Origin of the sequence: Mucilaginibacter sabulilitoris, from assembly GCF_034262375.1 — a bacterium.
Classification (GTDB): domain Bacteria; phylum Bacteroidota; class Bacteroidia; order Sphingobacteriales; family Sphingobacteriaceae; genus Mucilaginibacter; species Mucilaginibacter sabulilitoris.
In genome coordinates, this window is sequence record NZ_CP139558.1 from 440,974 (window position 1) to 454,598 (window position 13,625).

Sequence of the window (13,625 nt, forward strand, 5' to 3'; positions counted from 1 at the left end):
AACAATAACCCAAATGTCATTGAGGTACGAAGCAATCTCTATGTTTTATAGGGCGGACATAAATATATAATTGACCTGACTTTGTAGAGATTGCTTCGTACCTCAATGACATTTTGGGATGAATAATGGTTCAAAATAATCTGCGGTCCATGTAGCTCTGCAGCAGTATCACTGCCGATATAGTATCAACCAGTTCTTTATTTTGCCGGTTTTTTTTGTTCATGCCGCTTTGGGCTATGGTGGCAGATGCCATTTTGGAGGTGAAGCGCTCGTCAAGCATTTCGATGGGAATCTGCGGGAAATTCTTGGTAAGGATAGTGACAAACCCTTTTACATGCATGGCCGATTGCGATGGTGTATTGTCCATTTGCTTGGGTTCGCCTACAATAAAGCGTTCCACCTGTTCGGTTTGCAGGTAATTTTTCAAATAGTCGACAATATATTGCGGGTGTATGGTATCCAGGCCGGTAGCGATGATTTGCAACGGATCGGTAACCGCAATGCCTATGCGTTTGGTACCATAATCAAAAGCCATTATTCGGGCCATAAGTAGTATTGAGTTATGAGTTGCAAAAGTAATAGTTTAAGCCGGCTTGTGTGCATTATAAGAACCACATAACTCAACACTCATTACCATCACCATTTCACTTTCTACAAACTCAATACTTATAACTCAAAACTATTTCACTATTTTGCACCAAATGCAGTTTAAACACATAGTAGGACAGGCGGATGTTAAACAACGATTGATTAATACGGTGAAAGAGAACCGGGTAAGTCACGCGCAGTTGTTTTTGGGTCCCGAAGGATCGGGAAGCCTGCCCCTTGCTGTGGCCTATGCGCAGTACTTATCTTGTGAAGATAAACAGCTTGACGACTCCTGTGGCATATGTTCCTCATGCCGCAAGTATGAAAAACTGATGCACCCCGACCTGCATTTTTCGTACCCGTTTTTTGCCAAACATAAAGATGATACCGCGCTTACCTTTATTGAGCAATGGCGCGATGCCTTTATCAATAATCCTTACATGAACCTGGATACCTGGCGCGGGTATCTTGATGCCGAAAACAAACAGGCCAATATCAATATTGCCGAGTGCCACCAAATCATCAAAAAGCTGAGCTTTAAGCCTTTTGAGTCAGTTTATAAAATATTGATACTTTGGCTGCCCGAATATTTAGACAAAGAAGGGAACGCCTTATTGAAAATTATTGAGGAGCCGCAGCCAAATACCCTGTTTATACTGGTGGCACAAAACCAGGATCAGATACTGAATACCATTTTGTCGCGTACGCAGCTCGTCAAAATCCCTTCGCTGGATTATGATGAGGTGAAACAGCACCTCATTACCGAACATAACCAGACAGAGGATGCTGCGGCCGAAATAGCTTACCTGAGCAACGGCAATTTAACCGAGGCTTTAACCATGCTGCAGCATGATAATAAAGGCTACCATGACCTTTTTGTGCAGTGGCTGCGCTTTTGTTTTTCAAACAAGGGGCTGGAAGTTTTAACCTTTGTTGACCAGTTTGCCAAAATGGGCCGCGAAAACCAGAAAAACTTTTTACGCTACGGTATCAGCTTTATCCGCGAGTGCTGTTTGCTGATGGCGGGGGCGGGCAACCTGGTGCATTTACCGGCAAAGGAACTGGAAACCGCACAAAAAATGACCAACGTGCTTAGTATAGATAAGGCGCAATATATAAGTACAGAGCTTGAAAAGGCACATTACCATGTAGAGAGAAATGCAAATCCGAAAATTTTATTTTTAGATGTATCTTTACAGATTATAAAAATATTAAATTTAAAAACCATCCCTGCGGGGAGTCAATATATACCAAATTAATTATGGGATGTGGAAGTTGCTCAACAGGGGGCGGATGCTCACCTGCGGGCTGCAAAAGTAACGGGTCATGCCTTACTAATGGTTGCAGCAAATTAGATGTTTACGATTGGCTGTCGCACATGGACATGCCAACAAACTATACGCCTTTTAAGGTAATTGAGATAAAATTTAAAGGCTCCAGAAAAGAGTTTTTTTTAAACGTCGATAATATTTACCTCGAAGCCGGCGACCTTGTAGCTGTTGAAGCTGCTACCGGAGGTTATGATATAGGCCATGTATCACTAACCGGCGAACTGGTGCGCATGCAAATGGTAAAGCGCCATGTTAAAGAAGCCGATGTGGTGAAAAAAATATACCGCCGCGCCACTCCTGCCGATGTGGACAAATGGAAAGCTGCCAAAGATATGGAATGGGAAACCATGCATAAATCGCGCAAGCTGGCCCTTGACCTTAACCTGAGCATGAAACTGAGCGATGTGGATTACCAGGGCGATAAAACCAAAGCCACCTTTTATTATACAGCCGAAGGCCGCGTTGATTTCAGGGAGCTGATCAAAAAAATGGCCGAAACCTTCCGCATCCGTATCGAGATGAGGCAGATTGGTATGAGGCAAGAGGCAAGCCGCCTCGGTGGTATTGGCTCCTGCGGCCGTGAACTTTGCTGCTCAACCTGGTTAACCGATTTTAAAACGGTATCAACCTCGGCTGCCCGTTATCAAAACCTGTCGTTAAATACCCTGAAGCTGGCCGGTCAATGCGGCAAGTTAAAATGCTGTTTAAACTACGAGCTGGACACCTATATGGATGCCCTTAAATATATACCTGATAACGTGAATGTGCTGAAAACTGAAAAGGGAGAAGCCCGTTTGCAAAAAACAGATATCTTTAAAAAGATCATGTGGTTCAGCTATCCGCGCGAAGAATCATGGGTGCCGCTGCCGATCAGCAAAGTTAAGGAGATACAACAGCTTAATAAGGATGGTGTTATCCCTGCCGATCTGGGCGAAATAGTGGAAGTGGAAACACAGCCGGCAAAAGCGCTCGACTATGAAAATGTGGTAGGTCAAGATAGCTTGACCAGGCTTGATGAACGCAGTCGCAACAATAACAAAAAGAAGAACAACAAGAACCGTAATAAAAACCCAAAACCAGGCGGACAACAGGCAGATAACCGTTCTGGAAATCAGCCAAACCAGCAACGCCAGGCGGGAGCCCCCGCTGCCGAAAAACCGGCACAAGGCACACCGACACAGGATGGCAACAAACAACAACAGAACAGGCCACAGCAAAATAAACCACAACAACAGCAGGGTAACCGGCCGCCACAGGCCGCCCAAGAAGGTGGTAAGCCGCAAAATAACAACAGGCGCAACCGGCCAAACCGACCCAACAACCCAAATCGTAACAACACTAATAACAGCACCCCTCCGGATAGCAATCAATAATGAAGCGGGCATTTAACATCATTTACCCGGCAGCATGTATGTTATTCATCATGCTGTTGGGCAGTTGTACGGATCCACAGGCGGTTATAGATAATAATATCGCCCTTCCCGATCATAACTGGTCGTACGTGAACAGAATGAGGTTTGATTGTAAAATTGATGACGAAGCCGCGGCTTATAACCTTTACCTCAATTTACGGGTAACGGATAATTATAAATACTCCAACCTGTTTGTGCTTATTTATCAATCGCAGCCGGGCAGCAAAGCAAAGGTAACCCGTTATGAGCTAAAGCTGGCCGCGGCTGACGGCGAATGGTACGGCAAAGGATCGGGCAATTTATACAGTTACCAGGTGCCGTTTAAAACCAATTACAAATTCCCGGCTAAAGGCAGTTACCATTTCGAGGTAGAGCAAAACATGCGTGATAACCCCCTGCATGAGGTGAGCGACGTGGGCTTAAGGGTGGAGAAGGCAAAGTAGGATTTCGCATCTATATCCATCACCCAGAGTTGATCAATTCGCTTAAAAGCAAATAATCAGAACTAATAGGGCCGGCGGGTGTTTAATAAATAAACATCGCCATGAAAAAATTAATCATTATTGCATTTGCAGCAGCCGGTTTTATTGTAAGCTCCTGCAACGGAACGGACAAAACCAACCGCACCGACGACACCAGCGCGGCCAAAGGCAACGGTGGTTCCGCAGACACCACACAAACAGTGGGCTCCTCTTCCTCCTCTGGAGGCGCAGCTGCAACACCAGGATCTTCGGATACGAGCAATATTGGGGCATCGCCAGCTAACCCGACAGACACAGCAAAGAAGCCATAATCGGCGCAGAGCTTTCTATTTATACTTTTTTGGGTGTCACCCTGAGCCTGTCGAAGGTTGTGCGTGGGGGCTTGCCCACCATGCTTCGACGGAGCTCAGCATGACCTCCTTTTTCTATCATACGCTCATTTATTTTGAAATACTAAAAATATTATCATAGCTTTACTAATATTTTTATCAAAATGAGTGCTGAAGTTCTGCTTATCGTTTCCCTGGTAATATTGGTTATATCGGTTTTCTTGTTTGTTAAAAAACCCAAAGCCGTTGATCTGATCTCGGCTGAAGAGCTTAACAGGATCAGGAATGAGCATGATATGCTTAAAATTGCCCTGGCCAGAGCCGAGGAAAAGGCCGATATCATAGCAAACGAAAAAGAAAACATCATTCAGCTTTTAAAGGACGAAAAAACACGCATGCTCGATGAACTGCTGTATGAACGTACGCAGCTTGCCCAGGCAAATCAGCAACTGGAAAGTTCGCGCTCATACTATAAATCGCAGCAGGAAAAAATGCAGGAGCAAAAGGTAGAGATCGAACATATTCGCACCCAGTTTCAGCGCGAGTTTGAAAACGTAGCCGAGAAACTGCTCAAAGAGAAATCAAAGGAGTTTATTGATGTAAACCGTACCAATCTTGATATAGTACTTACCCCGCTGAAAGAAAACCTGAAGGCTTTTGAAGACAAGGTTGAAAAGGTTTACAATATGGAGGCCGCCGAGCGGAACACCCTGAAGGGGGTAATTACCCAGCTGATGGACCTCAACAAACAGATTAGCGACGAAGCCCAGAATTTGACTAAAGCCCTCAAAGGGGATAATAAGAAACAGGGGAATTGGGGCGAAGTGATACTGGAGCGTGTGCTGGAACGGTCGGGCCTGGTACGCGATCAGGAATATCGCATACAAGCCGCCATGCAGGCCACTGACGGCACCCGTTACCAGCCCGACGTAATTATAGACCTGCCGGATGACAAACACCTTGTGATCGACTCTAAAGTATCGCTTATTGCTTACGAACGCCTGGTAAATGCCGACACCGAAGAAGACCGAAAGCTTTTTGCCAAGGCACATGTCGAATCGCTCCGCGGTCATATCAGCGGCTTATCGGCTAAAAAATATCATGACCTGTACAAGATCAATTCGCCCGATTTTGTGCTGCTTTTTGTGCCGATAGAGTCGTCGTTCAGTATAGCGGTACAGTTAGATGGCGAACTTTTTAATTATGCCTGGGACAAAAAGGTGGTGATTGTTAGTCCATCGACTTTATTGGCTACCCTGCGAACCATTGCCAGTATGTGGAAACAGGAACGTCAGAACCGCAACGTGCTGGAGATAGCCCGCCTCAGCGGTGATATGTACGACAAGTTTGTGGGCTTCCTGGGCGATATGGATGGCATTGGCCGCAATATAAACCAAACCCAAACCGCTTATAATAGCGCACTTAATAAATTGTCTGATGGTCGTGGTAACCTAACCAGCACCGCAGAGCGTATCAAGAAACTCGGTGCCAAAGCCGATAAACAAATTGATCAGAAATTTATAGGGGAGGAGTAAATACATTTAACTTTTGAAAAGTCATGCCGAATTTATTTCGGCATCCCACAGGATAAGTATAGGTTGTTATTAACTAACCGATCTTAACTTATGCTTTATAAGCAAGGACATGTTTATATCATGTCAAATCTTTATCGAACAACATTCTATATAGGTGTAACCAGCGATTTGCGCACAAGGGTTTGGCAACATATAAATGGAGAAGGGTCCGCATTTGTTAAAAAATATAGCCTTCACTACTTGTTATATTTTGAATATTTTGAAAGAATAACTGATGCGATAGACCGGGAAAAACAGCTAAAAAGGTGGCATCAGGATTGGAAAATTAATCTGATTAAATCAGTAAACCCCGAGATGGAGGATTTAAAAGGACAGTTGGAATTATAAAGGTGTATAATGTGTCCCGTGTGATCCTGAAACAAGTTCAGGATGACCTAACTCTTTTTATTTTAGTGTTCCCTCCCTTAGTCAAGGCTAATCTATTTCACCTCAATACTAAGCATAAAGACTTTAAAACTATATCGAATCCCCAATAAAAATAATCTTACTCCGCTACCTCTTCCGCTCTTTTTCCGTTAAACCAGGCATTGGCCGGTTTGGAGAAAAGCAGTACCATTGCGGTAATTTCTAAAATTATTTCAATGGTATACAGTATTATTACCAATATCGTGAACTGTTCTTTTACGCTGTTATTTAACAATTGGTAAATATTACCGGAAAAGAGCAGTAAATTAAATATGATCAGGATCAGTATTACTACCCTCGCCCATTTTTTACCTTGATTGGTTGAGGATATTAAGGCGCTGAACAGCAAGAATAAAATAATGAACGGAAGCACGCCTATGCCATCCAGCCAGTCGGTTATCATTGATGAAATAAAGGCCACGTACAATAAAAATATCCCGTTGCCTACCTGTTTGGGCCTATCTTCATTATTATCCTGATTTGTATTCAGCTTTTTAAACAGTGTGTTCAGCATTTTTAGTCTTGTTTAAATGCGTTCCAGCCCTGGGCTTTTAAAGGATGAACATTACCTGTTTTGGTAATGAGATTACAACCGGCAGAAGGTTCGGTAATATGACCAATAATAGTGATATCCATTTTAAACTTTATTTTGTCGTAATCGGCCTGCTTTACGGTAAAAAGCAATTCGTAATCCTCACCACCGCTTAAGGCACAAACCGTAGGGTCGAGGTTAAATTCGCGGGCTGTTTCATACGTCATGGGGTCGAGCGGAATCTTTTCTTCGTATAAATTACACCCTTTATCGCTTTGTTTACAGATGTGCAAAATCTCGGATGCAAGGCCGTCAGATACGTCAATCATAGCGGTTGGTTTTACGTCAATACTTTTCAGCAGTTCTACAATATCACGACGGGCCTCCGGTTTTAGCTGGCGCTCCACTATGTAATCTTTACCTTCCAGATCGGGCTGAATTTTTGGATTTTCGAGGTAGATCAGTTTTTCGCGTTCCAGTAATTGTAAACCAACGTACGCCCCGCCAAGATCGCCTGATACACAAAGCAGGTCGCCTTCGCCTGCTGTATTGCGGTAGGTTACATCAGCTTCATCGGCATAACCAATAGACGTTACGCTGATTACCAAACCTTGTTTTGAGGAGGTGGTATCGCCGCCAACCAAATCAACATTATACTTTTCGCAGGCAATATAAATGCCCTGGTAAAGTTCTTCAATAGCTTCCAGCGGAAATTTGCTCGACATACCGATAGAAACCGTAACCTGCGACGCGGTACCATTCATGGCATAAATATCGCTCAGGTTTACCTGTATGGCTTTGTAACCCAAATGTTTTAGCGGTGTATAAGCCAGGTCAAAGTGGATACCCTCCAGCAACATATCAGTACTTACCAATACTTTTTTACCTGTAAAATCAAGTACAGCAGCATCGTCACCAACACCTTTTACGGTACTTTGCTGTGTTAGCTTTATACTTTTTGTCAGATGATCTATCAGGCCAAATTCGCCAAGGTCATCTAAATTAGTTCTGTCTTGATTTTCAAACATTTTTTCTATAAAATTTTAGCCTATAAAAATACGAAAATTAAAATTTCGGGCCGTCGCAAAAACCACGTTGATGTCTACCGCCGAAGGCGGGAAATTTTTTTGGATTTTAAGCCTTTTACCAATAGCCAGAAATTCCATCATATCCGCCAAGGCGGAAAAAAAAATTTGGATTCTGGAGCTTAGCAAAAGTTGAGATTGCTACGCTCGCAATCTCACCATGCTAAATTCAATAGGCAAAGCTCGCTGTTTGTCCTGTGAGATTGCTTCGTTCCTCGCAATGACATATCTAATAAAAACGCATTAGGCCTGCCAGTCTGAGCTTGTCGAAGCATGGTGGGTGAGGCCTTAATACACGAGTCTTCGACAAGCTCAAACTGACACCCTTTTTTATACCTTTCAGACTTACGAAGTTTTAAAAACTTCGTAAGTCTCTTATACCATTTACCTACAATCCCAGTCGCGCCGATATTTCGAGCATGCGTTCAATAGGTTTTACTGCGCGTTCTATAATATGCTCTGGTACAGTAATTTCAGGTGATCCGTTCTTTAAACACAGGTATAATTTTTCGAGTGTGTTACGTTTCATATGCGGACAATCGTTACAGGCACAGGTATTATTTGGCGGCGCCGGAATAAACACTTTATCAGGGTTTTCCTTTTGCATCTGGTGTAGTATGCCTGCCTCAGTAGCTACAATAAATTCTTTATCGGGATGGTTACCTGCATATTTCAGTATCCCTGTTGTCGAACCGATATAATCGGCCATTTGCAATATAGTTTCCTCACATTCCGGGTGGGCCAGCAATTTAGCTCCAGGGTGCCTTTCTTTCAGTTTGGTTATTTTCTCCCTTGAAAAAATTTCGTGAACCATACAGGCCCCATTCCACAATACCAAATCACGTCCGGTTTTTTTAGCAACATAAGCCCCCAGGTTTTTATCCGGGCCAAATATGATCTTCTGATCTTTTGGTAAACTTTCTACAATGGCCACAGCGTTACTTGATGTACAAACAATATCACTTAAAGCTTTTAATTCGGCTGTGCAGTTTACATAAGTGATCACCAGGTGATCGGGATAGTTTTCCTTAAACTTTTTAAACAGGTGAGGCGGGCAACTATCAGCTAATGAGCAGCCGGCTTTTAAGTCGGGTAATAAAACTTTCTTGTTGGGTGAAAGTATCTTGGCTGTTTCGGCCATGAAGTGTACACCGGCAAAAACAATAACATCGGCATCGGTTTTTGCAGCTTGTTGCGATAGCCCAAGACTGTCGCCAATATAGTCTGCAATATCCTGAATATCAGGTTCCTGGTAGTAGTGGGCCAAAATGACAGCATTTTTTTCCTTTTTAAGTTTTTCAATTTCATCAAAAAGATCCAGTGTGGGGTCGATGTATTCGTCCACAAATCCTTTCACTTTTATTTCTTCGAAGATATCCATTTCAACAATTCAATTAATAACAACTAATTTTTTATATAAATAAAACTATTGTTTATTGGTGTGTTAGTTATGTGCAAAAGTCGGTATAAATTTTCTCTGTTAAATTAGTTTTCACATTTTATCAACAGTTATCCACATGTTTTGATATGATATTTAATTGATTTTGTGATTCGTATGACAATCAAATTTAATTTGAAAAAGTTTTATGTTAATATTTTTGGGGTTAGGAAAATGTTAGGTTTGTGACTTTAACACCTCAAAAGTCGCTCAAAAATTATTCATATTAGCACTGAAAATAGGAGTTATCAACTCATTAATTATTTATTAGCTTTTTGTTTACACAGAATTAACAAGTTTTATACCTGTTATTAACACAAATAGTACTTTTACACAACTTATATATAAAACATGACTAAAACTGTTGATTTTTTGGTAGTGGGATCGGGTATTGCCGGACTAAGCTTTGCACTCAAAGCTGCAAAGCATGGTAAGGTTCTGATAGTTACAAAATCAAATGAAGACGAATCAAATACTAAGTACGCACAAGGTGGTGTGGCTGTAGTTGTGGATAAAAAAGAAGATTCTTTTGAAAAGCATATAGAAGATACCTTAATATCTGGTGATGGGCTTTGCGACCATGAAGTAGTGGAAGCGGTTGTTAAAGAGGGGCCGGAAAGAATTAATGAAATTATTGATTACGGAACCAATTTTGATAAGACAAATGAAGGCTTTTATGACCTGGCTAAAGAAGGCGGCCACTCCGAATTTCGGGTATTACATTATAAGGATGTTACAGGTTGGGAAATTGAGCGCTCGTTGTTAGAGGAGATCCATAAAAACCCCAATATTGAGATATTAACACACTATTTTGCGGTAGATCTGATAACCCAGCACCATTTAGGTGAGCTGGTGGGCAAATCAAGCACTGATATTACCTGTTACGGAATTTATGCTTTTAACACCGAAAGTAATGTTGTTGAAAAGATATTATCAAAGGTTACTGTAATGGCATCTGGTGGTGCCGGCCATATATATGCTATAACTACTAACCCAACCATTGCTACGGGCGATGGTATCGCTATGGTTTATAGGGCAAAGGGTAAGGTACGCAATATGGAATTTATGCAGTTTCACCCTACGGCACTTTATAACCCCGGTGAATATCCTTCTTTTTTAGTGTCGGAAGCAGTTCGTGGTTTTGGTGGCGTATTAAGACGTACAAACGGCGAGGAATTTATGCAGGAATATGATCCGCGTAAATCATTGGCACCGCGAGATATTACCGCAAGAGCTATTGATGCCGAGATCAAAAAATCGGGTGAGGATTTTGTTTACCTGGATATCAGGCATCGCAGTAAAAATGATATTTTAAATCATTTTCCTAATATATATGCCAAATGCCTGGAGATAGGTATTGACATGACCAAGGATATGATACCTGTAGCGCCGGCCTGTCATTATATGTGTGGGGGTATTATGGTTGATCATGTCGGTCAGTCATCCATCTTACGTTTGTATGCCTGTGGCGAGTGTTCATCTACCGGACTACATGGAGCTAATCGTTTGGCTTCCAATTCATTATTAGAGGCTTTGGTATTTGCGCACCGTATTTATAAAGATGCTATTGAAAAGTTTGAAAAAAATGTTATTCCTGATAATATTCCTGATTGGGACGAGAAGGGTGTACAGCTGTCAAATGAAGATATTCTGGTAACCCACAACGTACGCGAAATGCAAAAGTTGATGAATGACTATGTGGGTATTGTACGCTCTGATTTTAGGCTGGAAAGGGCTATGCGCAGACTGGGCTTACTATATGAAGAAACAGAGGATTTTTATAAAAAGACAAAGCTGTCTGTTAAGCTTTGCGAATTGCGTAATCTGATACAGGTATCGTTCATTGTAGTAAAATCGGCCATGCTGCGCAAGGAGAGCAGGGGATTACATTTTACTACTGATTATCCCGGACACGCGGAAGAGGTTAAGGATACGGTGTTTTAAGGGATGAGGGCGTTAAAATTGTCATTGCGAGCGATAGCGTGGCAATCTCATTTGTAGGTTCTTCACTTGCTCTATGAGACTGCTTCGTACCTTGAAATGAAGTAATAGGAAATGAGCGGAAAACGGGATTCGAACCCGCGGCCTTCAGTTTGGGAAACTGATGCTCTACCAGCTGAGCTATTTCCGCTTAAATTTGGTACTCAAACATAAATAAAAATTCAATAATCCAATCATTCAATAACTCAATAATTAAACAAATGTCTGTTATACTGCCCGTAAAAGATAAAAACCCGGTTTGGGGTGACGATTGTTTTATAGCTCCTAATGCCACTATTGTAGGTGATGTGGTGATGGGGAAAAACTGTTCTGTTTGGTTTAATGCGGTGATACGCGGCGATGTACATTATATTAAGATAGGGGATAATACCAATATTCAGGATGGGGCAGTGATACACGCTACTTACTTAAAAGCGGCTACGAATATTGGCAGTAATGTATCTATCGGGCACAACGCGCTGGTACACGGCTGTACACTGCATGATCATACCCTGGTGGGTATGGGCGCCATAGTGATGGATCATGTGGTTGTTAATGAGTTTGTAATTATTGCTGCAGGCGCTGTAGTATTAGAAAATACCATTTGTGAATCAGGTTATTTGTACGCGGGTATCCCAGCTAAAAAAATTAAACCGCTAACCGACGAGCAAAAAGCTATGCTTAAACAATTACCTAATAATTATATTATGTACTCTGGCTGGTTTAAGGAGTAACGGGTTCCTTAGGTACAGTTACAGATTCTTCGGCCTCCCAATTTGGACGTAAAGCTATAACTTTATCGCTCACCCAGGTATTTTCGGGTTGTCGTTTCTGATGCACGTTACCGCTATCCCATTTGCCATTTTTGTTTTCATCGTAAATAACCCTGATCATATATTTCCCTGTTATAAAGTTGTTATATACTACAGAGGTATTTCCACGTATGGGGTTGCTTTGCAATACTACTTTCTGTTCATTCAGCAGTTCAACTACATAAGCTTTTGAGGTATCAGGTGGCACAGAAATCTTTACAGTGAGCGAACTGTAATTCTCCGTTTTGTCAATCTGGAACTTTTTGCTTAGTCTCTTATTTTTATCTCCATAAATAGATGTGAAAGCACCGTCATTGAAAATGATTTCATATTTACTGCCTTGTCGCCAGCGATATCTAACAGCAATTCTTTTCAGGTTACCAGTATCTTTTTGCAAAGTATAATCACTAAGCGACACGGCTATAGAGTCTTCATTTAGGGTGATCTGTGAATTATCAAAATTTTCAACCGGTAAACTGGCTGTCAACCTTAAATCATTACCTGGTTTAAGCAGGTTATTACTACCTATGTTATATTGAAAGGTGAGTGAACGTTGAAATGTTTCTTTTTTACCCTTTTTTAATGACGTAGTATCAATCGGCTTATTGTTATCATAAAGTGCTACTCTTATTGAATCGAAACCCATGTTTCGCATGTAAACCGATGCCGTATCTTTTGTCTTACTGAATTCAACCAGTTTTTGCCTGTCCATATCAGCCGGATAAATTACTTTCATTGCTGGCTTGGTAAGCGCTTTATTAAAAACAAAGAGCATTTTACCGTCGGTATCAAATCGTTTTTCGGCAAACCTGAATTTTTCGGGGAGCTGCTTAAATAAATTAAGCTGAACGTTTGAGGTGTCCGACTTTAAATGAATGGGCTTTTTCAGAAATGCGATCAATTCATTATCATTATCGAATATTTTATTGGGGGATGCTTCTTTAAGTGCATATATGCGGTAATTGTCGTCGCGTAAATTGTTGAGACTAAAATTTCCGGATGAGTCGGTTGTTGTAAAAATACTTGGTTTCTTTTTTCCAAACAGGAGCGAATCCTGTTTCAACGGAAATATCATTACGGTTACATCTTTTTCCTTTTCTTGGGTTAAGGTATTGGTTACGCTTCCCGATATACTCAGCGAGTCGATATGCGGACCGGTTGAAAAAACGTAAGTGAAATTTTTTACTACGTTACCTTCGTTTACATCCTGGATAGATTTTCCGAAATTTATAACGTACGTTGTATTTTTTTGTAAGGTATCCTTAAATTTAATGGTAAGGTTTCGCTTATTCGAACTATACTCCGGTTGTTTCTCCATTGCCGGGCTCATGCTAATTTCCTGGTAGGTGTTGGTGAGTTTTATAAACTCATCAAATTCCAGGTTAATTTCTTTGGCGGTAAAATTTCTTGTTTTATTGGCCGGTGTAGCCTTCACCAATTTGGGTGCAGTGAGGTCGCGCGGACCTCCCTGGGGGGGTTGTTGCGCGGCGCAGCCAAAAAGGAATAAAGCGGAGAAAATATAGGGTATAAAATTGTAAAAATTGACCTGTTTTTTATTTAACATGGTTTTTAGGCGATATAAGCGATTTTTATGTTTTTATGAACCGTAATATTAAAAATTAAAAATAATTGATTA

The 13,625-nt window shown here is 41.4% G+C and carries 13 protein-coding genes and 1 tRNA gene; 8 read left to right on the forward strand and 6 right to left on the reverse strand.

What is annotated here, in order from left to right; all coding sequences use genetic code 11:
* Nucleotides 1–130: 130 nt before the first annotated feature.
* Nucleotides 131–547 (reverse strand): Holliday junction resolvase RuvX, encoded by a 417-nt coding sequence (gene ruvX, locus SNE25_RS01970; protein WP_321563412.1) that lies wholly within the window; start codon nucleotides 545–547, stop codon nucleotides 131–133.
* Between the two features lie 154 nt (nucleotides 548–701).
* Here ruvX and SNE25_RS01975 point away from each other — a divergent pair, with 154 nt between their 5' ends.
* The 6 genes from SNE25_RS01975 to SNE25_RS02000 all read left to right on the forward strand — a co-directional run bounded on the left by SNE25_RS01975 (nucleotide 702) and on the right by SNE25_RS02000 (nucleotide 6,064).
* Nucleotides 702–1,847 (forward strand): DNA polymerase III subunit, encoded by a 1,146-nt coding sequence (locus tag SNE25_RS01975; RefSeq protein ID WP_321563413.1) that lies wholly within the window; start codon nucleotides 702–704, stop codon nucleotides 1,845–1,847.
* A gap of 2 nt (nucleotides 1,848–1,849) precedes the next feature.
* Nucleotides 1,850–3,292: a PSP1 domain-containing protein gene (locus tag SNE25_RS01980; protein WP_321563414.1), complete on the forward strand. Its 1,443-nt coding sequence runs from the start codon at nucleotides 1,850–1,852 to the stop codon at nucleotides 3,290–3,292.
* Nucleotides 3,292–3,774 carry a gliding motility lipoprotein GldH gene (locus SNE25_RS01985; protein ID WP_321563415.1) on the forward strand — a complete coding sequence of 161 codons (483 nt, stop codon included), beginning with the start codon at nucleotides 3,292–3,294 and terminating at the stop codon, nucleotides 3,772–3,774. The genes SNE25_RS01980 and SNE25_RS01985 overlap by 1 nt, the downstream gene beginning before the upstream one ends.
* A gap of 101 nt (nucleotides 3,775–3,875) precedes the next feature.
* Complete coding sequence (locus SNE25_RS01990; RefSeq protein WP_321563416.1) at nucleotides 3,876–4,124, forward strand: hypothetical protein; 249 nt, start codon at nucleotides 3,876–3,878, stop codon at nucleotides 4,122–4,124.
* A gap of 182 nt (nucleotides 4,125–4,306) precedes the next feature.
* Nucleotides 4,307–5,677 (forward strand): DNA recombination protein RmuC, encoded by a 1,371-nt coding sequence (gene rmuC, locus SNE25_RS01995; protein WP_321563417.1) that lies wholly within the window; start codon nucleotides 4,307–4,309, stop codon nucleotides 5,675–5,677.
* Between the two features lie 90 nt (nucleotides 5,678–5,767).
* The gene (locus tag SNE25_RS02000) at nucleotides 5,768–6,064 is read left to right on the forward strand and encodes a GIY-YIG nuclease family protein (RefSeq protein ID WP_321563418.1); all 297 of its coding nucleotides are present in this window, start codon (nucleotides 5,768–5,770) and stop codon (nucleotides 6,062–6,064) included.
* A gap of 157 nt (nucleotides 6,065–6,221) precedes the next feature.
* Here the strand turns inward: SNE25_RS02000 and SNE25_RS02005 are convergent, their stop codons facing one another.
* The 3 genes from SNE25_RS02005 to nadA form a co-directional block, all read right to left on the reverse strand.
* On the reverse strand, nucleotides 6,222–6,656 hold the full coding sequence (locus tag SNE25_RS02005) for a hypothetical protein (protein WP_321563419.1): 435 nt from the start codon (nucleotides 6,654–6,656) through the stop codon (nucleotides 6,222–6,224).
* Nucleotides 6,657–6,658: 2 nt separating this feature from the next.
* Nucleotides 6,659–7,702: a thiamine-phosphate kinase gene (thiL, locus tag SNE25_RS02010; protein ID WP_321563420.1), complete on the reverse strand. Its 1,044-nt coding sequence runs from the start codon at nucleotides 7,700–7,702 to the stop codon at nucleotides 6,659–6,661.
* Nucleotides 7,703–8,147: 445 nt separating this feature from the next.
* Nucleotides 8,148–9,140, reverse strand: a complete 993-nt coding sequence (nadA, locus tag SNE25_RS02015; protein ID WP_321563421.1) for a quinolinate synthase NadA — start codon at nucleotides 9,138–9,140, stop codon at nucleotides 8,148–8,150.
* A gap of 408 nt (nucleotides 9,141–9,548) precedes the next feature.
* Between nadA and nadB the strand changes: the two genes are divergently transcribed.
* On the forward strand, nucleotides 9,549–11,141 hold the full coding sequence (gene nadB / locus SNE25_RS02020) for an L-aspartate oxidase (protein ID WP_321563422.1): 1,593 nt from the start codon (nucleotides 9,549–9,551) through the stop codon (nucleotides 11,139–11,141).
* A 114-nt stretch (nucleotides 11,142–11,255) separates the two neighbouring features.
* Here the strand turns inward: nadB and SNE25_RS02025 are convergent.
* Nucleotides 11,256–11,328, reverse strand: a tRNA-Gly gene (locus SNE25_RS02025).
* 70 nt (nucleotides 11,329–11,398) lie between these two features.
* Between SNE25_RS02025 and SNE25_RS02030 the strand changes: the two genes are divergently transcribed.
* Nucleotides 11,399–11,911 (forward strand): gamma carbonic anhydrase family protein, encoded by a 513-nt coding sequence (locus SNE25_RS02030; protein WP_321563423.1) that lies wholly within the window; start codon nucleotides 11,399–11,401, stop codon nucleotides 11,909–11,911.
* Here the strand turns inward: SNE25_RS02030 and SNE25_RS02035 are convergent.
* Nucleotides 11,901–13,553, reverse strand: coding sequence for an Ig-like domain-containing protein (locus tag SNE25_RS02035; RefSeq protein WP_321563424.1), 1,653 nt, complete (start codon nucleotides 13,551–13,553; stop codon nucleotides 11,901–11,903). The two genes, SNE25_RS02030 and SNE25_RS02035, sit on opposite strands and share 11 nt — an antisense overlap.
* Nucleotides 13,554–13,625: the final 72 nt, after the last annotated feature.